Annotated in this window: 27 protein-coding genes; 9 read left to right on the top strand and 18 right to left on the bottom strand. The window is 62.9% G+C overall.

The features are described from left to right. Window positions 1-34: 34 nt before the first annotated feature. The 6 genes from AC1D1B_RS05620 to hemC all read right to left on the bottom strand — a co-directional run bounded on the left by AC1D1B_RS05620 (window position 35) and on the right by hemC (window position 6,100). A complete protein-coding gene (locus tag AC1D1B_RS05620) occupies window positions 35-751 on the bottom strand; it encodes a glutamine amidotransferase (RefSeq protein ID WP_477330085.1) in 717 nt (238 codons plus the stop codon). A gap of 14 nt (window positions 752-765) precedes the next feature. Next, the gene (locus AC1D1B_RS05615; protein ID WP_477330083.1) at window positions 766-1,245 is read right to left on the bottom strand and encodes a tellurite resistance TerB family protein; all 480 of its coding nucleotides are present in this window, start codon (window positions 1,243-1,245) and stop codon (window positions 766-768) included. Window positions 1,246-1,267: 22 nt separating this feature from the next. Beyond that, window positions 1,268-2,875, bottom strand: coding sequence for a heme biosynthesis HemY N-terminal domain-containing protein (locus tag AC1D1B_RS05610; protein WP_477330081.1), 1,608 nt, complete (start codon window positions 2,873-2,875; stop codon window positions 1,268-1,270). Between the two features lie 10 nt (window positions 2,876-2,885). After that, the gene (locus AC1D1B_RS05605) at window positions 2,886-4,349 is read right to left on the bottom strand and encodes a COG4223 family protein (RefSeq protein WP_477268115.1); all 1,464 of its coding nucleotides are present in this window, start codon (window positions 4,347-4,349) and stop codon (window positions 2,886-2,888) included. A gap of 112 nt (window positions 4,350-4,461) precedes the next feature. Beyond that, window positions 4,462-5,175, bottom strand: a complete 714-nt coding sequence (locus AC1D1B_RS05600; RefSeq protein WP_477268113.1) for a uroporphyrinogen-III synthase — start codon at window positions 5,173-5,175, stop codon at window positions 4,462-4,464. 1 nt (window position 5,176) lies between these two features. Beyond that, window positions 5,177-6,100 carry a hydroxymethylbilane synthase gene (hemC, locus tag AC1D1B_RS05595; protein ID WP_477268111.1) on the bottom strand — a complete coding sequence of 308 codons (924 nt, stop codon included), beginning with the start codon at window positions 6,098-6,100 and terminating at the stop codon, window positions 5,177-5,179. Between the two features lie 101 nt (window positions 6,101-6,201). Between hemC and tsaD the strand changes: the two genes are divergently transcribed. Continuing rightward, window positions 6,202-7,287: a tRNA (adenosine(37)-N6)-threonylcarbamoyltransferase complex transferase subunit TsaD gene (gene tsaD / locus AC1D1B_RS05590; RefSeq protein WP_477330551.1), complete on the top strand. Its 1,086-nt coding sequence runs from the start codon at window positions 6,202-6,204 to the stop codon at window positions 7,285-7,287. Beyond that, complete coding sequence (locus tag AC1D1B_RS05585) at window positions 7,284-8,300, top strand: NAD(P)H-dependent glycerol-3-phosphate dehydrogenase (RefSeq protein WP_477330079.1); 1,017 nt, start codon at window positions 7,284-7,286, stop codon at window positions 8,298-8,300. Before tsaD ends, AC1D1B_RS05585 begins: the two co-directional genes overlap by 4 nt. On the opposite strand, the gene AC1D1B_RS05580 is transcribed toward AC1D1B_RS05585, so the two are convergent. The 6 genes from AC1D1B_RS05580 to AC1D1B_RS05555 are packed head-to-tail and all read right to left on the bottom strand — an operon-like array spanning window position 8,297 to window position 14,150. Then, window positions 8,297-10,006, bottom strand: a complete 1,710-nt coding sequence (locus AC1D1B_RS05580; RefSeq protein ID WP_477330077.1) for a DUF7056 domain-containing protein — start codon at window positions 10,004-10,006, stop codon at window positions 8,297-8,299. The two genes, AC1D1B_RS05585 and AC1D1B_RS05580, sit on opposite strands and share 4 nt — an antisense overlap. Beyond that, the gene (locus tag AC1D1B_RS05575) at window positions 9,999-11,165 is read right to left on the bottom strand and encodes a glycosyltransferase family 4 protein (RefSeq protein WP_477330075.1); all 1,167 of its coding nucleotides are present in this window, start codon (window positions 11,163-11,165) and stop codon (window positions 9,999-10,001) included. Before AC1D1B_RS05575 ends, AC1D1B_RS05580 begins: the two co-directional genes overlap by 8 nt. Next, window positions 11,162-11,830 carry a class I SAM-dependent methyltransferase gene (locus AC1D1B_RS05570; RefSeq protein WP_477330073.1) on the bottom strand — a complete coding sequence of 223 codons (669 nt, stop codon included), beginning with the start codon at window positions 11,828-11,830 and terminating at the stop codon, window positions 11,162-11,164. Before AC1D1B_RS05570 ends, AC1D1B_RS05575 begins: the two co-directional genes overlap by 4 nt. Continuing rightward, the gene (locus AC1D1B_RS05565) at window positions 11,827-12,213 is read right to left on the bottom strand and encodes a GtrA family protein (RefSeq protein ID WP_477330072.1); all 387 of its coding nucleotides are present in this window, start codon (window positions 12,211-12,213) and stop codon (window positions 11,827-11,829) included. The genes AC1D1B_RS05570 and AC1D1B_RS05565 overlap by 4 nt, the downstream gene beginning before the upstream one ends. A 2-nt stretch (window positions 12,214-12,215) precedes the next feature. Beyond that, entirely contained in the window at window positions 12,216-12,854 is a 639-nt protein-coding gene (locus AC1D1B_RS05560) for a class I SAM-dependent methyltransferase (protein WP_477330070.1), read from the bottom strand. A 60-nt stretch (window positions 12,855-12,914) separates the two neighbouring features. Continuing rightward, on the bottom strand, window positions 12,915-14,150 hold the full coding sequence (locus tag AC1D1B_RS05555; protein ID WP_477330068.1) for a glycosyltransferase family 2 protein: 1,236 nt from the start codon (window positions 14,148-14,150) through the stop codon (window positions 12,915-12,917). Between the two features lie 382 nt (window positions 14,151-14,532). Between AC1D1B_RS05555 and AC1D1B_RS05550 the strand changes: the two genes are divergently transcribed. From AC1D1B_RS05550 to AC1D1B_RS05535, 4 genes are all read left to right on the top strand, one after another. After that, complete coding sequence (locus AC1D1B_RS05550) at window positions 14,533-14,829, top strand: YciI-like protein (protein ID WP_477330066.1); 297 nt, start codon at window positions 14,533-14,535, stop codon at window positions 14,827-14,829. 29 nt (window positions 14,830-14,858) lie between these two features. Continuing rightward, window positions 14,859-15,284 carry an EVE domain-containing protein gene (locus AC1D1B_RS05545; protein WP_477330064.1) on the top strand — a complete coding sequence of 142 codons (426 nt, stop codon included), beginning with the start codon at window positions 14,859-14,861 and terminating at the stop codon, window positions 15,282-15,284. After that, the gene (locus AC1D1B_RS05540; protein ID WP_477330062.1) at window positions 15,239-15,937 is read left to right on the top strand and encodes a class I SAM-dependent methyltransferase; all 699 of its coding nucleotides are present in this window, start codon (window positions 15,239-15,241) and stop codon (window positions 15,935-15,937) included. The genes AC1D1B_RS05545 and AC1D1B_RS05540 overlap by 46 nt, the downstream gene beginning before the upstream one ends. A gap of 106 nt (window positions 15,938-16,043) precedes the next feature. Then, complete coding sequence (locus AC1D1B_RS05535; protein WP_477330060.1) at window positions 16,044-16,466, top strand: DUF1761 domain-containing protein; 423 nt, start codon at window positions 16,044-16,046, stop codon at window positions 16,464-16,466. Window position 16,467: 1 nt separating this feature from the next. On the opposite strand, the gene gcvA is transcribed toward AC1D1B_RS05535, so the two are convergent. After that, on the bottom strand, window positions 16,468-17,418 hold the full coding sequence (gene gcvA, locus AC1D1B_RS05530) for a transcriptional regulator GcvA (RefSeq protein WP_477330058.1): 951 nt from the start codon (window positions 17,416-17,418) through the stop codon (window positions 16,468-16,470). Between the two features lie 130 nt (window positions 17,419-17,548). Here gcvA and AC1D1B_RS05525 point away from each other — a divergent pair, with 130 nt between their 5' ends. Then, a complete protein-coding gene (locus tag AC1D1B_RS05525; protein WP_477330056.1) occupies window positions 17,549-17,803 on the top strand; it encodes a hypothetical protein in 255 nt (84 codons plus the stop codon). 139 nt (window positions 17,804-17,942) lie between these two features. On the opposite strand, the gene AC1D1B_RS05520 is transcribed toward AC1D1B_RS05525, so the two are convergent. Further along, a complete protein-coding gene (locus tag AC1D1B_RS05520; protein WP_477330549.1) occupies window positions 17,943-18,479 on the bottom strand; it encodes a L,D-transpeptidase family protein in 537 nt (178 codons plus the stop codon). 145 nt (window positions 18,480-18,624) lie between these two features. Between AC1D1B_RS05520 and AC1D1B_RS05515 the strand changes: the two genes are divergently transcribed. Next, the gene (locus tag AC1D1B_RS05515; protein WP_112561232.1) at window positions 18,625-19,308 is read left to right on the top strand and encodes a response regulator transcription factor; all 684 of its coding nucleotides are present in this window, start codon (window positions 18,625-18,627) and stop codon (window positions 19,306-19,308) included. Window positions 19,309-19,528: 220 nt separating this feature from the next. Next, the gene (locus tag AC1D1B_RS05510) at window positions 19,529-19,984 is read left to right on the top strand and encodes a cyclic nucleotide-binding domain-containing protein (protein WP_454575531.1); all 456 of its coding nucleotides are present in this window, start codon (window positions 19,529-19,531) and stop codon (window positions 19,982-19,984) included. 2 nt (window positions 19,985-19,986) lie between these two features. On the opposite strand, the gene AC1D1B_RS05505 is transcribed toward AC1D1B_RS05510, so the two are convergent. From AC1D1B_RS05505 to AC1D1B_RS05490, 4 genes are all read right to left on the bottom strand, one after another. After that, on the bottom strand, window positions 19,987-20,604 hold the full coding sequence (locus AC1D1B_RS05505) for a GNAT family N-acetyltransferase (protein ID WP_477330054.1): 618 nt from the start codon (window positions 20,602-20,604) through the stop codon (window positions 19,987-19,989). Between the two features lie 24 nt (window positions 20,605-20,628). Further along, window positions 20,629-21,435, bottom strand: coding sequence for an exodeoxyribonuclease III (locus tag AC1D1B_RS05500; protein WP_477330052.1), 807 nt, complete (start codon window positions 21,433-21,435; stop codon window positions 20,629-20,631). A 212-nt stretch (window positions 21,436-21,647) separates the two neighbouring features. Beyond that, on the bottom strand, window positions 21,648-22,328 hold the full coding sequence (locus AC1D1B_RS05495) for an outer-membrane lipoprotein carrier protein LolA (RefSeq protein ID WP_477330050.1): 681 nt from the start codon (window positions 22,326-22,328) through the stop codon (window positions 21,648-21,650). 138 nt (window positions 22,329-22,466) lie between these two features. Further along, on the bottom strand, window positions 22,467-25,133 hold the full coding sequence (locus tag AC1D1B_RS05490) for a DNA translocase FtsK (protein ID WP_477330048.1): 2,667 nt from the start codon (window positions 25,131-25,133) through the stop codon (window positions 22,467-22,469). Window positions 25,134-25,497: the final 364 nt, after the last annotated feature.

Raw genomic sequence — 25,497 nt, 5'->3', positions numbered from 1 at the left:
CGAATTCGCGGCGTCGGGGTAATGGGATCTTATTCTATCCCGCAGCCGGCTTGCCGAAGATCAGGCCCAGGAATTCGCTGAGCCAGCGCTTGAGATGCATGTCCCAGATCAGTCGTCCGCCGAGATGGTCGCGGCCGGGCTGCGCGCCTGGCAGTTCGAAGCGGTGTGCGCCGCGCACCACCCAGCGCTGCATCATCAACCTTGTCAGCTCACCATGGAACTGGATGCCCCAGGCATTGTCGCCATAGCGAAAGGCCTGGTTGGGGTAGGTTTCGGCGGTCGCCAGAAGGGTCGCATCCCTGGGCAGGGAGAAGCCTTCGCGGTGAAACTGGTAGACCATGTCGGGCCAGTGCATCAGCTTTTTGCCGGCCTCGGTCGGCTTCAGCGGATACCAGCCGATCTCGACCAGCCCCTCGCCATGACCCTCGACCTTGCCGCCGAGATGGTTGGCCAGCATCTGCGCGCCAAGGCAGATGCCAAGGAAGGGCCGGTTCTCACGCAGCGGTACGTTCAGCCAGTTGGTCTCGCGGCGGACGAACTCATCCTCGTCATTGGCGCTCATCGGCCCGCCGAACACAACGGCGCCGGCATGCCCCTCGAGCGTCTCCGGCAGGCTGTCGCCGAGCGGCGGCCGGCGGATGTCGAGATCGAAACCTTCCTCGAGCAGCATGTGGCCGACCCGGCCGGGGCTCGAAGTCTCCTGATGCAGCACGATCAGGATTTTCGGTTTCGAGCTCGGTCTGGGCGGCATGGAAGGGCAGGATCCTATTCGTCGCTCGACGTTCCGCTGGCGCCGGGCGCGGCGGCCGCCGCTTTGCGGCGAGCCTCGACGCGGTCGTGGCGCTCCACGCCGATCAATTCGGCGACGCGCCAGACGGTATTGTCCTCCAGCTCATGCAGTTCGCCGTCGGCATAGACGATCTCCCACATCAGGCCGATAAAAGCCTTTCGCGCGTCGGCGTCGAGATGGCGCTTCAACACGCTGGTAAAGGCATAGAGGTCGATCGCCTCATTGTCGGCGCGCTCGCCGGCGGCAGCCAGCGCATCGAGCTCGTCGCCGCTGATCGAATAGCTCTCAGCCAGCACCTGCTTGAACCGCTCCCATTCGACATCCTGGCGCACGCCATCGGCATTCATCACATGATAGAGCAAAGCTGACGCGGCGACGCGTGGATCGTCCGCATTGGCGCGAGCCCCGGCCCCGGAGGGCAGGTCTTTCAGGAAGGCCAGAACGCGTTCGAACATGGTGCTCACATCAGGTCAGGGATTAGAACAGGCGGAACCGGCGCGGTGATTTCTCTGCTTCGTCTTCAGGGTCGACGCCGGGATCATCCGGCAGTCGTGTCAGTTCTTCGGCAGGCTCGACGGGCTCGGCATCCGTCGGCACCGCGGCGAATGCAGCGGCGGTGATCGGCGTGACATGGTCGTCGCCCACGGCAGACTTCGGCTCGGTCGGCGCCTCGCTGATCGTCTTGGCTAGGGCCGGATGGTCGATCACCTCGGCTTCCTTTGCCGGCTTGGCGGGGGCCTCAAGCACCGGCACATTGGCCGCCGGCGTTTCCTCATGGCTGTCGATGAGCTGGCCGAGCCGCTCCATCGGCGCGCGCCAGGCGAAGGCGTCGAGCTTGCCGCTGACCGGCGACACAGGCGCCCAGCGTTCGGAAACGACGCCGTCGGCGACCCAGGCCGGATCGCGCGGCGCCCTGACCGCCTTGGACAGCAATTGCCTGATCTTGCCCTGGTCGCCGGTCTCGGCCTCCTCGATATCGGCCAGCAGCAGGTAAGCGCCTTCCCGGCGATCCATGCGGATCGCCGCTTCCGCCTCGCGGCGGGCGGTGGAAAAATCGTGCGCGTCGAGCGCGGCGCGCGCCACCGTCATCGACGATTCGGCGTTGTTGCGCTTCAGCTCCTGCAGCTTCTTCGCCCGGTTGAGGCGGTCGACCACCGCATCGCCCGGCCTTGCATGGGTGTAGAGCTCGGCGATTTCCGGATGCGGCTCCGCCTTCCAGGCGGCTTCGAGGATTTTAGAGCCCTTGCGGATATCGTTCTGCTTGAACAGAAGATTGGCCGCGGCAACCGCGGCCGGGGCGAAATCGGGCGCGAGTTTGTTGGCCTCGACTGCCGCTGTCCGCGCCGCATTGGGATCGCTGTCGGTCAGCGCCTGCGCCTTGGCGGTCAAAAGCACGGCGCGGCGACGGTTGGCGGCGTCGCGTTCGATTTGCCGCGTCGATTTCTGCGCCTCGACCAGCTTCAGCGCGCCGTCCCAGTCACCGCGCCCGGTCAAATCTTCCAGCGTCGATTCGGCGGCCCAGGCCAGTTGCGGCGCCACGGCAGCGGCGCGGCCGGCATAGTGGCGCGCCGCGTTGCGGTCGCCCAGCCGTTCGGCTTCGAGATAGAGCCCGCGCAGGCCGAGCAGCCGCATTTCGGGATCGTCGAGCATGGCCTCGAACTTTTCGCGCGCGCCCTCATGGTCGCCTTCGAGCAGCGAGGCCTGCGCTTCGAGCAGATGGATCAGCGGTTCCTGGTCGGAGCGGATCAGCTTGGCCGCTTCCTTGGTCTTCTTGCGCGCCAGTGCGCCATCGCCGGCGCCGGCGGCGATCATGCCGGTCGACAGCGCCTGGTAGCCGCGGTCGCGGCGGCGCACGCGAAAATAGCGCGAGATCGTGTAGGGGCTGTTCCACAGCGACTTGATCAACCACCAGACGATCATCACCGCGGCGACGACGGCAACGATGGCCACCGCCGCCACCATCAGGCTGACCTGATACAGGTAGCCGTTGAAGGTGACGACCATCTCGCCGGGCCGGTCGGCCAGCCAGGCAAAGCCGAGGCCGAGCGCGAAGACGGCGGCTAGGAAGATGAGAATGCGGATCATCGTGTCGTCCTCATGCCTTCATCGCGCCCGCAATCAGCGCGTCGACCTGCGTCTCGACCTCGATGCGTGCCTTCAGTTTGCCGGCAAAGTCGACGCCCGCCGCCTTGACCGCATCCGGAAGCGTCGCATATTCGCTGAGCGCCTTGGCGTAATCGCCCTGATTGACCGCCACCTCCATGCGCGCCACGGTTTCGGGCGCGCCGGCGCCTTCGACGGCGCCGATCGGCCGCACCTTGACCAGCGATTCGGCGCTCGACAAAAGGTTCTGGAAGAAGCCGGCATTTTCGTCGACCGGCGTCGCGGCAGCGACCATCGCATTGGCGGCAGCATCGGCCTCGCCGGCGATTTCGGTGCGGGTCGGTACGCCCTTTTCGGCATAGGGACGCAGCGCTGCAATCTGCGGCGCATCGGGCGAGATCGCCGCGAACGTCTCCAACTCGGCGGCGAACGGCGCGCCGCGGTCGAGCGCCGCCTTCAGGGCCGAAGCGGCGATGGCCATTGCGATCTTCGGCTGCGAGGCCTGCGCATCGACCTTGCCGGAGAGCTGCGTCACCGACTGTTCAAGTGCAGCGATCTTGCCTTCCTGCGCCTTGGCCGCCTCGTCGGCCGATTTCACCAGCGCATCGAGACTCGAAAGCTTTTCGTTGAGCGGCGCGAGATCGACCGGCGCCGTGCTGCCAGCCTGGCCGAGGGCGGCGACGGCCGTCTCTATCTGCTTGACCTTGTCGCCAAGCGCGGCAAGCCCGGCATTGTCGCCGGCGCCGCCTTTTTCGACCGCCGATTTCAGCGATGCGACATCGGCTTTCACCTGATCCAGCGCCGACGACAGCCCGTCGACCTTGGCCGCCGCATTGCCATTGCCGCCGGCTTCCCTGAGGTCGGCGATTTCGCTCTTCAGCGAGGCGATCTCGCCATTGACGCCGTCGAGCGAGACCGCGCCACCGCCCGACCCCGGAGTGCCGAGTACGCCGGCAAACTGTAGCCCGCCGGCGGCGGCCAGCGCAATGACACCGCCAATGATGCCGGCAGCAATACCGCTCGTGCGCTTCGGCTGCGCTGCCATGGGCTGGTTCCCGGCTGTCTTTGGCGTTTCCTTAGGTGCACTCGGCTTGGGCGAGGCATCCTCGAAACTGTAATCGGAGGTCCTGGCGCGCGGTGGCGCGTCCGAGGCGGCGGGATAAGGCTGCTCGGCTTGGGCGGACGCTTTGGCATCGCTCTCCGGCGCGGCAGCGTCGGAATGCTCCCACGGCTCGAGATCGGCCTGGTCGGCATGAACGGGCTCGTCAGGCGTCTCCGCCTGCGCATCGGCCATGGTAGCCGCTTCCTCGGCCGTAACCGAATCGGCCGGGGCCTCGACTTCATCCGCATTGGCGGCATCCGCGTCGACAATGCGCGAGACGGCGCCGGGCTCGAGTTCGATGGTCACCGGCTCGCGGCGATTTTTCGAATGTCGCATCTTCGGCGTCTTGACCATGCCTGGGCTCCGCAATCCTGCTTCGTCTGGGCGCCCGATGGCGCGTGATGGTTTGAAAAGTGGTCTAGCACATCATCATCAGGTGAAAAGGGGCGGCGTGATGACACGGGGCTCAGTCGCCGTCACGCAACAGCTCAAGCAGCGCCTCCTCCCGCGGTTCCCGCGCAACCTGAATTTTTTTGCCGGCGCCACCGCCAAGCGACGATGCGATGCGCTCGGACAGGGCAAAAATTCGCGTGGTTTCAAAGAGATCGCGCAGTTCCGCACGGTTGGCCAAGGCGTGCAACGCCGCCGCCGCCTTGGCTGAATAGAGCAGCACCGCATTGACCGCCTGATCGGACAGGCGCGTACGGATTTCATCGTCGGAATAGTCGAGCGAAATCGTATCATAGGTCTCGATGGGGCGGACCTCGACCCCGGCCTCCCGCAGCCGCGTCTCGAAGGCCGGAAACCGCACAAGCCCGCAGAGATAGACGATCGCCTTGCCGGAAAGGCCGGCGCCAATCGCTTCCGCAAGCTTATCGGCGTCGCCCGGCCCCTCACTGACCGACAAAAACCCTGCCGCACGCGCCGCTTCAGCCGTCCTGTGGCCGACGGCGTGGCAAGGCAAGGCAGCAAGCGCGGCGATGAGCTCTTTCGGCGCATGGCGAACGGCATTGGCGCTGGTGATTGCAACAGCCGCGACGTTGTCGCCTTCGGCGTTTGCAGCGACTGGCAGCGCCACCGTTTCGGTCAATGGCAAAAGAATCGGCTCAAATCCCAGCTCCTGCAGCCGTCGCATGGTACGCGATGCCCCGGGTTGTGGCCGCGTCACCAGGACACGCATGTCAGACCCAGCCGTCGAAGAAGGTTTCGCCGGCCTTGACCCGTACCATCCTGGCAGCGTCCGTGCCGATGTCAGCGGCATCCAGCGCCAGGCCTTCGGCCTTGACCTCATGCGATTGCGTGCCATCGGGCGAAATGATCAGCCCGGCGAAAACCAATTTTCCGCCCGCTACGGTCGCATAGCCGGCGATCGGCGTGCGGCAAGAGCCGTCGAGCGCCGCCAGGAAGGCGCGCTCGCAGGCCAGCGCCTGGCCCGTTGGCACGTCGTGGATGGCCACCAGCATCTTTTCGACCTTGCTGTCGCCAATGCGGGTCTCGATGCCGATCGCGCCTTGCCCCGGCGCCGGCGGAAAGGCATCGAGCGGCATCAGATCGGTAATGACGTGGCCGAGCCCGAGCCGTTTCAGCCCGGCATGGGCGAGGATAGTGCCTTCGGCGACGCCTTCTTCCAGTTTACGCAGCCTGGTCTGCACATTGCCGCGGAACATCACGACATCGAGGTCCGGCCGCATGCGCCGGATCAGCGCCTGGCGCCGCAGCGATGACGAGCCGACCTTGGCGCCCTGCGGCAGGTCGATGATCCTTTTCGCCGCCTTGCCGATAAAGGCATCGCGCGCATCCTCACGCGGCAGGAAGGCGGAAAGCTCAAGCCCATCCGGCAGCACCGTCGGCATGTCCTTGGAGGAATGGACGGCGATGTCGATCGTGCCGGCCAGCAGCGCCTCTTCAATCTCCTTGGTGAACAGCCCCTTGCCGCCGGCTTCCGACAGCGGCCGGTCCTGGATGCGGTCGCCGCTGGTCGAGATGACGACGACCTCGAACGCTTCCGCCGGCATGCCGTGCGCTTCCATCAGCCGCGCTTGCGTTTCATGCGCCTGCGCCAGGGCCAGCGGGCTGCCGCGTGTTCCGATTTTCAAAGTTTGCATGGCGCGCGGTCCGTGATAACCCCCGGCTGGCTTTGCGTTTCCGGCACTCCCTCTAACGAGGAACGTCCGGCGACACAATCTCTGGAGACAGCGACGAATTGATCCGCGTTCTGGGCATTGAGACGAGTTGTGACGAGACCGCCGCCAGCGTGGTGACGCTGGACGGCGCTTCCGCGCCGGTGATTTCGTCCAACATCGTGCTCAGCCAGATCGAGGAGCATGCCGCCTTTGGCGGCGTCGTGCCGGAGATTGCGGCGCGCGCCCATGTCGAGGCGCTGGACGGCATTGTCGAGGCGGCTCTTGCCGATTCGGGCACAACGCTTGCCGACATTGACGCCATTGCCGCCACCGCCGGCCCCGGCCTTGTCGGCGGGCTAATCGTCGGCCTGATGACGGCCAAGGCGATTGCCGCGGCGGCCGGCAAGCCGCTGATCGCCATCAACCATCTCGAAGGCCACGCGCTGACCGCAAGGCTGACCGACGGGCTCGACTTTCCGTATCTGCTGCTACTGGTCTCCGGTGGTCACACCCAGATCGTCGCCGTGCGCGGCGTCGGCGACTACCAGCGCTGGGCGACCACCATCGACGATGCGCTCGGCGAAGCTTTCGACAAGACGGCGAAAATGCTTGGCCTGCCCTATCCCGGCGGTCCGAATGTCGAGAAAGCTGCGGCCACGGGCGATGCGACGCGCTTTGCCTTTCCACGGCCGATGAAAGGCTCGGCGCAGCCTGATTTCTCCTTCTCCGGCCTCAAGACCGCCGTACGCCAGGCCGCAACAGCCATCCAGCCGCTGAGCGAGCAGGACGTCGCCGACATCTGCGCCTCGTTCCAGGCGGCGGTGGCCGATGCGCTGGGCGACCGCGTTTCACGCGCGCTTGCCCGCTTCCGCCAGGAGTTTCCGGATAAGGCCACGCCCTCATTGGTCGTTGCCGGCGGCGTCGCCGCCAACAGCACGATCAAGGCGACGCTGCAGAAGCAGTGCGCCGAGGCCGGCTTCGCCTTTGTCGCGCCGCCGCTGAAACTATGCACCGACAATGCAGCGATGATCGCCTGGGCAGGCATCGAGCGATTGCGGGCGGGCATGGCCGAGGAAAACGGCTTCGATTTCGTGCCGCGCTCGCGCTGGCCGCTGGACGGCATTTCGGCGCCGATGGTCGGCTCCGGCCGGCGCGGAGCGAAAGCATGAGCGCCAGCAAGACAAGCGACAGGGACAAGACCGGTTGGCGCGTCGCCGTGCTCGGCGGCGGCGCCTGGGGCACCGCGCTGGCGCTGGCCATGCTGCGCGCCGGCCATGATGTCCGACTCTATGCCCGCGATGAAGAAACGGTTTCCGCGATCCGCCGCGGCGAGAATCCGCGATATCTCCCCGGCATCGCCATCGAGCCCGGCATCGCGGCGACCAGCGATATCGGCGCGGCCCTTGACGACGCCGATTGCGTGCTGGCGGTAGCGCCGGCGCAAGCGCTGCGCGCCATGCTGACGACGGCAAAGCCCCATATGCCGCAAGGCGTCCCGCTGGTTCTCTGCGCCAAGGGTATCGAACGCGACACCGGCGCGCTGCTGTCGGCAATCGTCGCGGACATCCTGCCGGGCGCTTCGGTCGCGGCCCTGTCCGGTCCGAGCTTTGCCACCGATGTCGCCAGGGGTCTGCCGACCGCTGTCGTGGTCGCCGCCCGCGACGATGCCTTGGCGGCCGAGCTTGCCGGCCGCTTTTCGGCGCAAAACCTGCGCTGCTATTCCAGCGACGATTTGATCGGCGTCGAAATCGGCGGCGCCTTGAAGAATGTCTTTGCCATCGCCGCCGGTGCGGTCACCGGCGCCGGGCTCGGCGCCAGCGCACAGGCCGCCATGGTGACGCGCGGCTTCGTCGAACTGCGCCGCATCGGTGCGTCCTTCGGCGCAAAACCGGAGACGCTGATGGGGCTTTCCGGCCTTGGTGACCTTTTGCTCACCTGTTCTTCCGCCCAATCGCGCAATTTCGCCTACGGCTTGGCCTTGGGACAAGGCAAACCCTTGGCCGGCCTGCCGCTGGCCGAAGGCGTCCCGACAGCTGGGATTGCTGCCCGCATCGCCATCGAGCGCGGCATCGACGCGCCGATCATCGCTGCCGTGTCGGCGATACTGGATGGCACGATCACCATTCGGCAGGCTGTGACGGCATTGATGACCCGGCCGCTGAAGACCGAAACCGATATTTAATTGTAAACTCCCGTGAACAGCTCGGCATTGTCCTCGCCGGCGACGATTAGGTTTTCGTAATTACCTTCCGGAAGCAGCAATGCCTCGGCCGGACCGCTGCGCAGAACAACGTCGCTGACACCGGCCTGCAAGGACAAAGGCAAGGACCGCGGGGCGCCATTAATCTCGACCTCGCCATCTGCAAGCTGCCCGTTCGTCGTATACAGGTTGTATCGTCCTGCGACAGGCACTTTGAAAACGTCCAGACGACCGGACTGAAGGCGGCGGCCGGCCATTCTGATGTTGGGAGCGATCTGGACGTAGCTGTCGCGGATAAAGGGGGCAATCACAGGATCGATCCAATCCATACGATATGACCAGATGATCACCTTTGGCGGAGCGTTCGAGAGGATTTTGTACGCTTCCGATTCGCTGCCTTCCCGCAATGTTTTCAAAATATAGTACTTGTCGAGCCACAGGGTGGAGGGCTCCTGTCGATTGGGCAGCATTCCGATGCCGTCGAAATAGAACTCGTCAGGTTTGACCAGCGCTTCGGCGCGGGCGATCAGCGCAAGCTGCGCCTGGTTGTCAATGCGCAGATACAGGACGTTGCTGATGTAGCTGAACGTTCCGGCAATCGCGAGCAACGCCCCCGCCAAACGCACGGGCAATGCATCAGCCGCGTTGCGATCGAGCACTCCAAGCGACCACAGCGCCATGAATGGCAGGGCCATGATGAAGACATAAGGCCAAGGCTGATCATGAACGAAAACCAGGGCCGTGATGACGGCGGTGAACGTCAGCGCGATCCGCTGTCTCTCTTCCAACGCTCCGATACGCACCAACCCAAGAACGATTCCGCCAAAGCAGAATGCATAGAGGACTGCGTTGTGAACGAGCGTCTGGAGCACAAAACGTCGCAAGCCGCCATATTCGACGCCGCCGCGGCTCGCGACTTCAACTGGGCCGAATATCAGGCCTCGGGCGATCGGGAGCGGGTCGGCGCCGCCAAATATGACGCAATACGCGGCGATGGGCACAATCCAGCCCAGCACCAGGGCTGCGCTACGCTTGATCCCCGCTCCGTATTGTCGTGCAATAAAAGCGTTGACGAGCAATCCCATGCCTAGCGCGACATTGAAGTAGATGGATTTCTGGGTCGTCAGGAAGGCGAGGCCGCTAAGGATGCCAGCGAAGACAATCCGTCTCGCGCTTGCCGAATTCCCGCTGATGACCACCAACAGCGCCGCTACCGCGAAGAACAGCGCCAGCGGTTCCGAGATCGTGCGGAAAATTCGTTCCATGACGTTGGAAAAACACAGCAGGATCAGGACAATCGCCAACGCGCGCGGCCTGTCCTGACCGAGCGCGCGTGCGCATGCGTAAATCATCGCGATGGTCGCGCAGGCGAGCAGCGCCATCTGGAAGCGCCCCACGAACATGATGGACGTCGCATCCCATCCAATGAGAATGGCCAGCTTGCAAAAAATCGTGAAACCTACCGCCTTGGCCGGTTGGACAGTGTCAAACAGGCCGTTCCCGAGATACTTCGCGTAACCGACTTGGCCGAACTCATCCATGACGAACCGGCTGCGATAGGCCAGCGCGAAAAGAAGGATGATTTTCAGTGCAATCAGAACGCTCAGGCCGATGATGGCCGGGCGTTCGGCAATACCGAAAAAATCACCGTTTCTGGTGTCGGTTTTCACGATGGCCCGGTCATTCATCGGCAACGTTCCCTTGCCGGTTCTCGGTCGGTGCCGCCGCTTGGCCATTGCACGCCAAGGCGATGACGCTGCGGGCCATCTTTTCCCAATCGTAGTGCGCCAGGGCATGGGCAGCCATCGCATCACGCTCGGCGGCAGTCAGGGCAAGGCCGTCGATCGCGTCGGCGCAACGACGCGCTGACCCCAGGGGATCTCTGAGGTCGATGTTCACGCCACGCAGCCAGACCGCTGCATCGGGGTCGGCAAGGTGGACCGGAGCGCCGCAGATCACCGGGAGGCCGCAGGCCATCGCCTCTTGTATGACAAGCGGATACCCTTCACCGACGCTTGGCAGCAGCAAGAGATCTGCCGTGCGATAGAGGTCCGCCAACTCCACGGGCGTCCGGGTGCCGAGGTCACGAACATTGGCAAGTCGCCAGGCGCCGGGCCTGATCGAGCCGGCGCCCGCCAGCGAGAATTCGAGATCGGGCCGCAAGGTCGCTAGCGCGCGGATCACCGACAGTCCCTTTTTCTCGACGTAACGGCCAACGAAAAGAACGCGACGTCCTCGCGCCGGAGAGCCCCCATCGCCGGTCGAGTCCCGCGATGGATGGAAAATGCTGTGGTCAACGCCGTTGAAAAGCAGCCTGTAAGAGTTCCGCGCGGGCGTTCCGAGCAACTCATGGCGCACCGTGTCACTGATAAAGACGCGGGCATCCGCCGCCCTTAGCATAGGCCGCGTCACCAGACGGTTTGCGAGCGCCATCGCGAAGCGCAGGATGCGCGAAGAGAACGGAACGCTGGCGATGTGTTGAACAAGCACTGTTCGCTTGCGGTAAATTTTGGCCGCCACCATTGCCAGGATCGACGTGGCGTAGAGCGCATCATGCATCACCACTGAGTCGCTGCCGCGCACTGCGCGCGCCAATTCCGCTATTCCTCGCATACGAGGTATGGGCATCGGCAGGCCGTTGCGTTTTTCCATCACCTGGAGGCAGGCAATCGGCACCGCATGCACTTTTCCCTCGGGCGGTGCATCGGCATCGCTTGCAGCCCAGGACGCTTCGATGCCGTTTTCCGCGAACCGGCGGCAAAGATGCCCGGCGACGCGTTCTATGCCGCCGCCATGCGCCTCGAAGAAATGGCTTACCGTCAAAATCCGCAAGGGCTTGCCCGTCAAACCCGCTCCAGACGGAGCGTCACTTCAAGGCGGTTCGGAAACAGCCATCCGTACAGGCCTTTACGATATCGCAACGGCGCCGCGCGTGCGGCAATTCGATAGCCGCTGTCGGCGACGAGCCTCTCCCATTCGGCACGATCAAGATAGCGCGCCCAGACCATTCCGCCGAACGGGATGTTTCCAATGGCGTCCATTGCCATGAGGCGTAGACGATCCATCACATGGCGGCTTTCATGGTCCTTGATATAGAGCGGTCCATCCACCACCCGCCGGATCTCCCTGAGAAGCGCTGCTCGCGCCGCAAGCGGCACGTGATGCATGACGTTGTTGAGCGTTGCCGCGTCGAACGCATCGTCCCTGAAGGGCAACGTCTTGCCGTCATACTGGCGCGTGGACACACTTAACGAAGGGCAGAAACGGTCGACAAGATCCACCGTTTGTACTTCTTCCAGCGGAAACAGCTCAGACATGGCTTGCGCAATCACGCCTGTGCCTCCACCGACATCCAGCAGCCTGCGATGATCGCCAGCCCACACTTGCCGCAAGCTGTCGAGCATCGTGGCCTGGTAGAACGGCACTTTGCTCCGGTACATGGCGAGATGGCGCGACATGATACGCTGCAGGAGGTGCGGATCGATGGAGGGCATCGTCATCTGGGAATTCATGGGTTTCTGACTGACGTGGATTTTGGCGCGCCGATCGCCCAGCGGCTGAGTGCAAAGTTGATCGCCAGCATGCAGATCGACGCAAGCGGCGACGCGACAGGCATCGCCAGGCCTGTCCAGTCGCGCCAGAACCAGGTGAAGATGAACGCCAGCGGAACATTGGCCGACATCGCCAGCACATATCTCGCAAAGCCGGGCATGGCCAAAGGCTGGCGGAACGTGAAGACGCCATGCAGGGCGTAGCCGGTTGCCGCTACAATCCCGAAGGACAACAGGACCGCCAGCCACAAAGGCGATCCAGCACGATCCGAAAGTATCATCACGGCGTTGTGGAGCGCCAGACACAGCGCCGCCACAACGACGTAAGTGGAAGGCGCACGCATGTTCATACGATCGCCTTATGTGCCCGAACGAGAAACACACATCCATTGTCGTCGCGTATCGACGCTGGCGTGATGGTGTCTTCCAGCAGCGCGCGCAGGTTCATGAGCACGGCCAGCAGCGACGCGAAAGCGCCGCCAACAAGCGGGATGCGGCGCAGGAAGAAGGCAAAGCCGGTCAGACGGATCAGCGTGGTCGTGGCCAGCGGACCGGCGATCGCCTTGACGTCCTCGACAACCAGGCCGCGATCCCCGAGATCGGCAATCAGGCCTGTTCGTGTCCAGCGGCGATGATCTTCCGGGTGGGGATGATACAGCCAGGTGCCATGCGTGGATAACAACAGAACACCGTCATCGCGCAGCAGCCGGCTGATTTCGGCGCAATAAGCGTCGAGGTCGCGTACATGTTCCAGGACCTGGACGGAGAGGACAGCGCCCGCGGCGCCGTCGGCAAGCGGCACCCGGCCGTTCTCGTCGATCCGCAGCGATCCGCCATCGTCGATATCCGCACCACGATAGTCGATCCGCATCTCCCGCATCATCCCGGCATAGGGCATGTCGCCGCAACCCAGATCGACCATCAGTGTTTCCGGTCTGACATGGGCGCGTGCCTGCTCTTTGAGCAGCCTGGCGAGCGCGCGCAATATCAGCCAGTCAGTGTCCCAGATACGCGGAGAAGCCCTGCTTGCTTTCATGTTGCGAGCTTACTTTCGGAAAGAAGCGGGATCGCCAAGACTATCAAGCAGCAGCTTCAGCACGAAACCGGACAGAGTCATCAACACGCCAGCCACGCACGCAGTGCTGCTGGTGAATATGAGGTGCACGGACTGCTCCATCGGTTCGTCGACAAGCAACCATTGGAGAGCGAGGAGCAGGTTTACCGCGAACCCTCCGGCAAAGATCAAGACACCTCCGCCAACCAGCCATTCCAAAGGGCGTCCTCGTTTAAGCCAGGGGACGACGCGTCCCTTCTGAACCGGGTGATAGATGGCGATGGCCACTTTAGCCAACATGCCCAGCAGTGTTGCGGACAGTCCAATGAGCGTTGCCATGGACGCAAGTGCGACAAAGTGGATGCCGAAATAATGCCCGTTAACCTGAATCGGGCCGGACGAAAGCAAAGCCAGGCCGACAATGCCCGTCACCAGCAGGGTTAGGCCAGGTACCAGGTAGAGCGTGTCCGGCGCGTGAGCAATAATGAGCCGCAAATGGCGCCAACCGTCGCGGAAGGAACGCAGATGCGGCGGGCGGTTGCGCTTGTCGGGGTAGAGCTTGATCGGCACTTCACGAATGGCGAGCCCAGCGCGATGCGCATTGATGATCATTTCCGAGGCGAATTCCATTCCCGGCGAGCGTGCGCCGATTTTCTGAAATGCCTCTCGAGTGAAACCGCGCATGCCGCAATGGAAGTCGCGGATCGGAGATTTGTGCAGCCAGCGAGCGATGGTGGACAGGACGGGATTGCCCAGGTAGCGATGCAATAGCGGCATGGCCCCCGGCTCAATACCGCCGGCGAACCGATTGCCCATGACAAATTCCGCACCCAGTTCCAACGCATCGATGAAATCGCCGAGTTGGCTCCAGTCGTAGGAATCATCGGCATCGGCCATGATGAGATATTTGCCTTCGGCTGCTTGAGCCGCGGCGCTGATTGCCGCGCCATAGCCCTTTACCGGCTGATGGACGACCCGCGCTCCCAACTGTTGTGCAATCTCCACCGACCTATCCGTGGAGCCATTGTCGCCGACGACGACTTCCCCCTTGATGCCGCGCCTCGAGAAGGCATCGAAGGCTTTGCGAATGCAGATGCCAATCGTCAATTCCTCGTTCAGGCAAGGAATGATTGCAGAGACGAGGACACACTCGGTCTCCATGCTGGCCGTGAAAGCAGGCGTGGCGTTGTCGATGCTGACTGTCATGTCACCCGCGATGTTCTCCATTGCGTCCTCTGTTCAGGCGTCCTGGAAGAACCAGCCCATTCTCACAACCCGCTGGGAGTGTATCGAAAATTGATTATTTTTGACTTTACGAAATATTCAGTCGAGTCTTCACAAGCAGTAATCGCGAAGGCTTGGCGCTATATTTTTTCGCAATGCAGCCCTGTTGCCTGAGTTTACTCTTTCGGATGAAGCGATATCGTCTGTGACTTTCGTCAACTCAAGTGGGCCAATCATTTCAATGCCTTGGCCTTGAGCGGTGGCGGAGATCCAACACGATAGATCGTCATTTAGCATTGACCCGAAGGCACCATATAAGCAAAAACGCGGTTTCGGCAGTTCAAGGCGGACTGTAGTGGTAATCCCAAACCGGAGTTTTGAAAACATGCTGTTTGCGTTGATTTGCAAGGACAAGCCCGGCAGCCTGCAGGTACGCGTCGACACGCGGCCCGTCCACGTCGCCTTTCTCGAAGGCCTGAACGCCGACAAGAAACTGGCCTTCGCCGGCCCATTCCTCGATGCCGACGGCAAGCCGAACGGTAGCCTCGTCGTGGTGGAGGCGCCGGATCTGGCCGCTGCGCAGGCGCTGTCGGCCGCCGACCCCTATGCTAAGGCAGGGCTGTTTGAAACAGTCGAAATCCGCCAGTGGAACTGGACCTTCAACAAGCCGGCGGCTAGTTAATTCCGGCCACGCCAAGGAGGAGCAAAGACATGAACTACTGGCTGTTCAAATCCGAACCTTCGGTCTTTTCCTTCGAGGCGCTGAAGGCCAAGGGCAAGGCCGGCACGCAATGGGACGGCGTGCGCAACTATGCGGCGCGCAACAACATGAAGGCGATGCAGATCGGCGATCTCGGCTTCTTCTACCACTCCAATGAGGGGCTGACCGTCGTCGGCATTGCCGAAGTCTGCGCGCTGGCCCATCCCGACAGCACCACCGACGATCCGCGCTGGGAATGCGTCGACATCCGCGCCTTCAAGGACGTGCCGAACCCGCCGACGCTGGAACAGGTCAAAGCCAATCCCAAGCTCGCCGAGATGGCGCTGGTGCGGCTCGGGCGGCTTTCCGTACAGCCGGTGACTCCGGCCGAATGGAAGGAAGTCTGCCACATGGGCGGCCTGACGCCGGCTCCGTGACGGTCCTCACGCCGAACAGCGCGAAAAAGTTCATTCTCGACAACACGGCGCTGATGGCGCCGCCGCATGTGCCGGAAATTCTTCTGCGCCTTGCCGACGAGGCGCATGACCTCTGGCAGCGGACTGAGGACGAACTGACCGAAATCGGCCTGCCGCCACCCTTCTGGGCCTTTGCCTGGGCCGGCGGCCAGGGCCTTGCCCGCTATGTCCTCGACAACCCTGCGGCAGTGCGCAGCAAACGCGTACTCGACTTCGCCTCCGGCTCCGGGCTTGTCGCCATCGCCGCCGCCAAGGCTGGTGCTGCGCAAGTGATCGCCGCCGACATCGACCCGTTCTGCGAGACGGCGATCCGCCTCAATGCCGAGGCCAACGGCGTTGCCATCGAGTTTTGCGGCACGGACTGCATCGGCACCGATGTCGGCTGGGACGTGGTCCTGGCCGGCGACGTCTTCTACGACAAATCCTTCGCCGACACGCTGATGCCGTGGTTTTCGACGCTGAAGGCGCGCGGCGCAGACATCCTCGTCGGCGATCCCGGCCGCTCCTACATGCCGAAGGCCGGACTGGAGCCTTTGGCCGTCTACGAAGTGGCGGTGACGCGGGCGCTGGAGGATGCGCTGGTCAAGCGCACCACGGTCTGGCGCTTCGCTTGACGGCGCTGCCGAACAGGCGTTCCATCGCGCATTGATTTGAAGAATATGCATGTCGTTGTCCCAAACCGCTCACGCTTTTGGGCGACATGCTCGAGGGGAGGACTTTATGGATTTTTCGGCAGTGAACTGGCTGGCGGTCGTTGTCGCGGCCGTGGTGGCGTGGCTGTTCGGCGCCGTCTGGTACATGGGCTTGAGCAAGCCGTGGCTGAAGGCGGCCAAGCTCGATCCGGCAACGATGAGCAAATCGAAACTGCCCTTCGTCATCTCCTTCATCGCCGAACTGATCATGGCGCTGGTCGTGGCCCTGGTGGTCGGCGCGATGACCGGCGGCGAGCCGGCCCTTACCGCCGGCCTGGTTTTCGGCTTCGTCCTCTGGCTGGGCTTCGTCGCCACGACGCTGACGGCCAACCACCGTTATGAGAATTTCGGCTGGGACCTGACCCTGATCGATGGCGGCCACTGGCTCGGCGTGCTTTTGATCATCGGCGCGGTGATCGGCTGGTTCGGCGCGCCTGTCGTCCCTGGCTGACCTACAACTCGTCCCAGGTCCGCCGCGTCGGATCCGGTTGCGGGTTGTGGACTTCGCCCAGGATCCAGTCCTTGAACGCGATGATCCGGGCGTCGTTTGCCGACCCTGCCGGATAGACCAGGAAATAGGCGAATTCGGCCGCGACCTTGAGGCCGAGTTCGAACGGCCGCACCAGCCGTCCCTCCGACAGGTCGTTGGCCACCATGGCGAAATCGGCGAGCGCCACGGCATTGCCGTCGAGCGCCGCCTGCACCGCATCTGACGAAGAGCCGAAAACGATGGTGCGGCTGTCATCAAAATCGTCGATGCCTGCCGCCGCCATCCACATGCGCCAGTTCGGCCAGGTCACGCCTTGGCGCGCCCATACGATATGGGCAAGTGTGTGCCGAAACAGATCGCGCGGCTCCCGAAGCGGGGGACCGGAGGTCAGCAAAGCCGGACTGCACACCGGAATGATGATGTTGTCGAACAGCCGGTGGCTGACAATGCCCGGATATTTCCCGGTGCCGAAGCGAATGCCGATATCGACGTCGTCGCGATCGAAATCGCGCACCTCATAGGTGATGTCGAAGCGAAGTTCGATCCCGGGCTGATGCTTGCGGAAATCGTCGACACGCCGCATCAGCCATTTGGTCGCAAACTGCGGGTCGAGCGTAATTTTCAGGAGCGCCATGCCGCGCGTCATCTTTTGTGCCCGCGACACCGCCCGGTTGAGCAGGTCGAGCGCATCGAGCGAGGCCTCGAACATCACCGTGCCTGCCTCGGTCAACCGGATGGTGCGGCTGGTACGGGTAAACAGCACGATGCCGAGCTGATCCTCGATTTCCTTGATCTGATGGCTGACCGCCGCCGGCGTCAGCCCAAGCTCGTCCGCGGCACGGGTGAAATTGAGGTGCCGGGCCGCCGCCTCCAGCGTCCTCAAGGCACGGGTTCCAGGCAGCAGGCGGGCCAATCGATCTCCAAATAAAACTTGATGATATGGAGAAAACTACTCGTTTCTCCTTTGTCTTTCAATCCGGCATGATGGGTGCAATCGAAACACCATCAAACCGGATTTGATATCCGGAGGAACGGATCACACCATGTCCACCATCGCTTTCAACGCACCGATTGCTAGGCCGGCCTGGCTGCGCGCCGTGCTCGACTGGCTTCGTCACGCCCGGGTCGCGGTCCACCTCACCCAGCAAAATATCGCCCACCAGGACGTCGAGGATCTCTCCGACCGCGAGCTGCGCGACATCGGCGGCGAACGCAAGGATGTCGCCCGCGCCATGGACCGGGAGCTGGGCCGGCTGGGACTGCTGGATATCGGCTGGCAGAGGACTAGGCAGTGGTGAATAGGCCTTAGGCAGTAGGGAAGAATGAGACGGCGCCGAAACCCGGCCCTACTGCCTACTGCCTACTGCCTACTGCCTACTGCCTACTGCCTACTGCCTACTGCCTACTGCCTACTGCCTACTGCCTACTGCCTACTGCCTATCCGACCACCCTCACCACCGTCTTATCCGACATCAGCGGCAACAGCCGCGCCATGGTGCGCGCGGTTACCGCAACGCAGCCTTGCGTCGGCGTGAAGCCCGGACGCGCCAGGTGGAAGAAGATGGCGCTGCCGCGGCCGCGCCGGCGCGGCGCCATGTTCCAGTCGAGCACCAGGCAGGCGTCATAGAGGCGATCATCGCGCCGCATCCGCTCATGGCTGGCGCCGTAGGGGATTTTCACCGGCCGGTTGTAGTTGCGGTCGTCCGGCACCTCGCACCAGCCGAGATCGGGGCCGATCGGCGCCATCGCCAGCCGCGTTCTACGCGCCGCCGAGAAATGATCCCCGCGAAAATATCCCGACAGAATCCGCATCTCGCCAAGCGGCGTCGCGCCGTCGCCCTCGCGCTTGTTGGCCGAGATGCCACCGCGCCCCAGGGCGCAGGCAAACACCTTGCTGCCGGCCTGCAAAATCCCCTGGCTGGGGTTGCCGGGCCTCGCCCGCACCACCAGCACGCGCAGCCCTTTAGGCAAAATTGCGCCGGCTGCATTGCGAACGCGTTTTTTCTTGTATGATCGTGTCACGGAACAAATCACTGTGATCGGACTGTTGTGCCGGTCAGCTTCCGCATAAATGGGGGTCGGTCAACTGAAAATTCTTTTCAAAACAACGGATTGATCCATGACATCACGTACCATTCTTATCGTTGACGACGATGACGACCTGCGCGGAACCCTCGTCGAGCAACTGGCCCTTTACGAAGAATTCGACGTCCTGCAGGAAGCGACCGCCGCCAAAGGCGTTGCTGCTGCGCGCGGCGGGCTCATCGACCTGCTCATCATGGATGTCGGCCTGCCCGACATGGATGGCCGCGAGGCGGTGAAGATCCTGCGCAAAGGCGGCTACAAGGCGCCGATCATCATGCTGACCGGACACGACACCGATTCCGACACGATTCTCGGCCTTGAGGCCGGCGCCAACGACTATGTCACCAAGCCGTTCCGCTTCGCCGTGCTGCTTGCCCGCATCCGCGCGCAACTGCGCCAGCACGAGCAGAGCGAGGACGCCACCTTCTCGGTCGGTCCCTACACCTTCAAGCCCAGCCAGAAGCTTCTGATCGACCAACGCGGCGCCAAGGTTCGGCTGACGGAGAAGGAGGCGTCGATCATCAAATATCTCTATCGCGCCGACCAGAAGGTAGTGACGCGCGACGTCTTGCTCGAGGAAGTGTGGGGCTACAATTCCGGCGTCACCACGCACACGCTGGAAACCCACGTCTACCGGCTTCGCCAGAAGATCGAGCGCGATCCTTCCAATGCTGAAATTCTTGTGACAGAAAGCGGCGGCTACAAGCTGGTTCCTTAAACATTTCATTATCCAATAGGCGGTCGGGGCAGGACTGTTTTCGGGTACGATCCGGCTGGGGGAGCCTGGATCGACCCCGCGCATCGGCCCAAAATCGATTCGGTTTTGGGGAAGAACGCTGCGCAGATTGAAAAATGTTGGAGTGTCCTTTGCGTGACCAGGAGGACGCGCGGCGCTCTAAGGGAGGGATTGGACTGACCGTTCGGGGACGCAGCTAGAGATGGCGCTGGATGACGACATCCGCATCCTGTCCGCCGTGAAGCTCTTTGAGGGTTTCACGCAGGAACAGCTGCGCCTGCTCGCCTTCGGCGCCGAAGCCACGCACCTGCAGGCCGACCGCAAGCTGTACCGCGAAGACGACGAAGCCGATTCAGCCTATATCGTGGTCAGTGGGAAGATCGTGCTCTACCGCGAGCAGGATGGCGACCGCATCCCGATCGGCACCGCCGGTCCCGGCACCATCCTCAGCGAACTGGCGCTGATCGCCGACTCAAGGCGACTGACCAGCGCATCGGCCGAGACCGATTCGGAAGTGATCCGCCTCAGCCGCAAGATGTTCCGCCGCATTCTCGAGGAGTATCCCGACGTGGCGGTGAAACTGCACCAGCGCATCCTCGAGGATTTCCAGGCCATGATCGCCCGCATCGAGAAGCTGGCGCCGCGGTTTGGCGGGTAAATCTAATTACCGTCTCGAACGGGTTTTGGCCTGAACAGGCACCAGAATGGCTTCCCGGGCGCAAGCTCACCTTGGCCGAGGAGTTGAAACCCGCAACGCTCATAGAAAGCCAAATTCTTGCGTTGTGCGGTTTCGAGAAACGTCCCTGCCGAGACAGGATCTCCTTCGGCAAGATCGCAATAAGCCTCGATGAGCGCGACGCCAGCCCCCTTTCCCTGCATTGAGGGGTGAACGCCCAAGACCCCAAGGTAGAAATGCGGTTCCTGCGGCTTGTATTTCTCACTGATGGCGTCTGCCCTCTCGAAGCGCGAAGCCATCGATGCCTGCCTTTGCTGAAGCAGAGCCCATCTCTCCTGGTGAGCGGGAAGCCATTCAGGCCGCTGCGTATCATAGCCCATCACCGCACCAAGGACGCGACCCTCGCTCTTTAGCAGCAGCACAGGCATTCCAAGCGCCAGGCGCGCCGCCATCAGGATCGAGAAGAACTCCGTCACCAGGTCCTGACGCTGCGCAGGATCGCCCGAGAAGAAAAAAGCCATCTGCGGATCATCGGCAAAGGCAGCCGCCAGACAGTCGGCAGCCGATGTCACGTCCGGCTCTCGTGCTGCCACTACCTCCATTCAACGACCCCTTTGGCCTGCGGCCTAATCCAGATCGAACCGCGCAATCACCGGCACATGGTCCGACGGCCGATCCCAGCCGCGTGCGGCGCGCAGGATTTCGTAACCGGCAAAACTTGGCACCAGATTCGGTGACGACCAGACATGGTCGAGCCGTCGGCCGCGGTTCGACGCTTCCCAATCCTGGGCGCGGTAACTCCACCAGGTGTAGAGTTTTTGCTCAAGCGGCACGTTGAGCCGCATCAGGTCGACCCAGTCGCCGGCGATCCGCATCGCCTCGAAATTTTCCGTCTCGACCGGCGTGTGGCTGACGACATTGAGCAATTGCTTGTGTGACCAGACATCATGCTCCAGCGGCGCGATGTTGAGATCGCCGACCAGGATCGAGGCTGACGCCTCGTCATGCGCGGCGCGGATGGCATTCATCTCGGCGACGAAATCCAGCTTGTGGCGGAACTTGCGGTTGATCTCGGGATCGGGTTCGTCGCCACCGGCCGGCACATAGAAATTGTGGATCAGGATCGCCTTGCCGCCGGCCTGTACCTTCACCGACAGATGCCGGCTGTCGTCGATCTCGCAGAAGCGCCGCTTCTCGACGATCTCGATCGGCCGCCGCGCCACCGTCGCCACGCCGTGGTAGCCCTTCTGGCCATGGAAGGCGATGTGCTCGTAGCCCGCCTTGCGGAACGCCTTTTCCGGAAATAGCTCGTCGGGAACCTTCGTCTCCTGCAGGCAAAGCACGTCCGGCGCCTGCTCCTCCAGCAGCCGTTCGACGATAGGCATGCGCAAGCGCACGGAGTTGATGTTCCAGGTGGCAACTGTGAAAGGCATGCGGCGGTCCGAACAAGGTCGCCGATCTACTGCCAGCCGAGCGCCACAAACACAAGCCAGCCTTTGCGAGATGCTTCCCCAGCGGCGGCCTTTGATTCAGGTCAGGCCGAGTCGAAAATGGTGGTCTCCGAGAACCGGAGCGGAGCGTACTTAAAGTACGTGAGCACCGGAAGCGGAGGAGACCGCCATTTGCAGGCCGGCCTCACCTGAATCTAGCGCGTCTTGGTGTTCAGCTCGCGGTTGGCCGTATAATCGATGGCAAAGGTATCCGCAGGGAAACTGACGCCTTCCTTGGTGTTGTAGATCATCACCGTGGTGTCCTTGCCCTGCGCGTCGGTGATGGTCCACTGGCGCAAATCATAGGATTTCGGATCGAACATCATCGTGATCTTCGAATTGCCGAACACCGATTTGTCGGCGAGCTGGATGGTGGTGAGGTCGCTCTCTTCCTTGATCGATTTCACGCGCCCGCCGGAGAGATCGATCTTGGTGTCGAGCAACAGCTTCAGCGGCGTCTTCGACAGCGGATAGAGATCGGACGTTTTCAACCGCTGGTTGAGGATGACCACCGACTTGCCATCGGAAATCACCCGGAAATTGGACTTGCCGTCATAGTTGAAGCGGATTTTGCCCGGCCGCTCCAGGAAGAACTTGCCGCCGGTCTGCTGGTTGTTGGGGCCGAACTGGACGAACTCGCCGCTCATCGATTTGACCGAGGAGAAATGGTCGGCGATTTTTTGCGCCGCCGGCGGTACGGCCGCCTGCGCCGAGGCCAGAAGCTGGAACCCCGGCATGACATTGACGGCCGCGGCGCCGGCAAGAACCAGGCCAAGGCCGAGCAGCTGGCGACGGTTTGGAGCGAAATCGCTGATCGCGGAAGGATCGTTTTTCATGCCGGTCACTCTCGTGTGGTGTGTGTCTCGTTGCAGTCCGTGGACCCCCAGTTAGACTTAAGTTTGGCGGACCGGACAGCGCTCAGTCGCTGTAACGTCCCGAAAGGTTCAAGGTTGCCGCCGGGTCGTATCAGCTGATCAGAATTTGTCGTCCTCGGTCGGCACCAGAATTTCGCGTTTGCCGGCATGGTTGGCCGGGCCGACAATACCTTCCTTCTCCATCTTTTCGATGATCGACGCGGCGCGGTTGTAGCCGATGCCGAGCCGGCGCTGGATGTAGCTGGTCGAGGCTTTGCCGTCGCGCAGCACCACGGCCACCGCCTGGTCGTAGGGGTCGTCGGAATCCTCGAAATTGCCGCTGCCGCCGGAACCGCCCTTGCCGGACGGCTCATCATCGTCGTCGTCGCCATCATCCTCGGTGATGGCGTCGAGATATTCGGGCACGCCCTGCAGCTTCAGATGCGCGACGATCCTCTCGACCTCGTCGTCGGAGACGAACGGGCCGTGCACGCGCTGGATGCGGCCGCCGCCTGCCATATAGAGCATGTCGCCCATGCCCAGCAGCTGCTCGGCGCCCTGCTCGCCCAAAATGGTGCGGCTGTCGATCTTCGACGTCACCTGGAAGGAGATGCGGGTCGGGAAATTGGCCTTGATGGTGCCGGTGATGACGTCGACGGACGGACGCTGGGTCGCCATGATGACATGGATGCCGGCGGCGCGCGCCATCTGCGCCAGGCGCTGGACAGCACCTTCGATGTCCTTGCCCGCGACCATCATCAAATCGGCCATCTCGTCGATGATGACGACGATGTAAGGCATCGGCTCGAGGTCGAGATTCTCCGTTTCGTAGATCGCCTCGCCGGTCTGGCGGTCGAAGCCCGTCTGCACGGTGCGCGAGATTTTTTCGCCCTTCTTCTCGGCCAATTGCACGCGGGCGTTGAAGCCGTCGATGTTGCGCACGCCGACCTTGGACATCTTGCGGTAGCGGTCTTCCATCTCGCGCACGGTCCATTTCAGTGCCACCACCGCCTTCTTCGGGTCGGTGACCACCGGGGTCAAAAGATGCGGGATACCGTCATAGACGGAAAGTTCCAGCATTTTCGGATCGATCATGATCAGGCGGCAGTCCTGCGGCGTCAGCTTGTAGAGCAGCGACAGGATCATGGTGTTGATGGCGACGGATTTGCCGGAGCCGGTGGTGCCGGCGACCAGCACGTGCGGCATCTTGGCGATGTCGACGATGACCGCTTCGCCATTGATGGTCTTGCCCAGCGCCAGTGCCAGTTTGGACTTGGTGGTTTCGAAATCGCGGCTGGCCAATATCTCTCTGAGATAGACGGTCTCGCGTTTGGCATTCGGCAGTTCGATGCCGATAGCGTTGCGGCCGGGCACAACGGCGACACGGCAGGCAATGGCGCTCATCGAGCGGGCGATGTCGTCGGACAGACCGATGACTCGCGACGATTTGATGCCGGGCGCCGGTTCCAGCTCATAGAGCGTGACTACCGGGCCGGGGCGCACCGCGATGATCTCGCCCTTGACGCCGAAATCCTCCAGCACACCTTCGAGCAGGCGTGCATTCTGCTCCAGCGCATCTTTCGACAGGCTGGCGTCGCGCACCACATTCTTCGGCTCGGACAGGAAATGCAGCGACGGCATTTCGAATGTTTCCGAGCCGATCAGCGACGTCTGCGCCTCGCGCTGGACGCGGGCGCCCGGAGCAGGACGCGGCCCAGGTGCTGCGACACGGGTCGCCGCATCGGAGCGGAAGTTCTGCACCTTGGCGTTTGGCGCGGCACGGCGCTGGACCGGCTCGTCGTCGAACTCGACGTCTTCGTCGCCATTGTCGAAACCGGCGTCGAGGACGTCGTCATCGTCCGGATCGACCGAGACGCTGCGGTCATTGACCATGGCGGCGAAGAATTCCGGCTCGACGCGGGCGCGGCCATCCGGGCTCATCCGCGATTCGGCAAATTCCGCCGATTCGACCCGTTCGGCGGCGCGACGCCATGCCGTGGAGCGCTGCTCCATCTCCGGTTCGTACTCGTCGCGCTCCTGCTGGCGGCGCACAGCCCGGCGATGCATCCAGGCGCGCAACGACAGCCACCAATGGGTGATGGCGCCGAGCGCCAATATGCCCTCGTCGCCCTCGTCCTCGTCTTCGTCGAAGAGCAGATCGTCCTCCCGGGGATCGGGCTCCGCACTGCGCTCCATGACGGCAAAGCCGTTCTTGCGCGCAATCAACGCCGAGCCATAGGCAAACAGCCACAGCGCCGGCGCAATGAGCATCATGGCAATGATGCTGGCAATGATGCCGGTCGGGTAGCCGCCAATGACCAGGCCCGGGATGTTAAGCACCATGTCGCCGAACACGCCGCCGAGGCCGGTCGGCAACGGCCACGTCTTGGGCGGCACCACGCAGCCGGCCATCGCCGCGGCAAGCAGCGCGAAGCCGAACCAGGCAACGCCGCGCTTCGGCAGCCTGTCGACGCCACGCGCCGAAAACAGGAGAAAGCCCCAGATCACCGCCGGCACCAAGGCGGCGACCGCGGCAAGGCCGAAGAACTGCATGGCGAGGTCGGAGAATACCGCGCCGGCATAGCCCATGGCGTTGGTGACGATGTTGTCGGTGGCGTGCGAGAAGCTCGGATCGGCGACGTTCCAGGTGGCCAGCGCCGCGACCCCAAAAGCGACCAGCGCAAACAGGCCGGCGCCGACCAGCCGCCCGACCTGGCGCCGCGCGAATGCCTGGATGCCGTGCCCCGTATCGGTCAGCGCGAGCGGTGCTGAAGCCCCTGAACGCATGCTTCGTTCCCCGTCTGTCATGGACTGGCCGGGCGCATGACGCACTCCGGCAGATTCGGATGTCAGACTATCGGGGGGAAGGTTAAGGCCGCATTAACTATACGGCCGTGGGCGACGATCTTGCGCAGAGCGCCACGGCCGTTTCGACGAAACTCATGCCTGCTGCGACAAAGGGATGCCAGCGGTGACGCAAGATAGTTTTTCGCGACTTGTCAGCGTCGGCTTTTCGTAAATTTTTTTCATGCGTGGCTTCCTGTTCGAACAAAGTGGCGAACCCGGATGCCACACCGGTCGGGCACTTTCATCCCCCGCGCGGGGGATGCGGACGGCAATGGCGAGCCCTGCCCAGCCGGAACGTTTTTGC

The sequence above is a fragment of the Mesorhizobium sp. P2_C5_2 genome (genome assembly GCF_056404535.1).
Note: the sequence above shows the minus strand (reverse complement) of the source record. Positions and strands in the feature narration are given on the sequence as shown.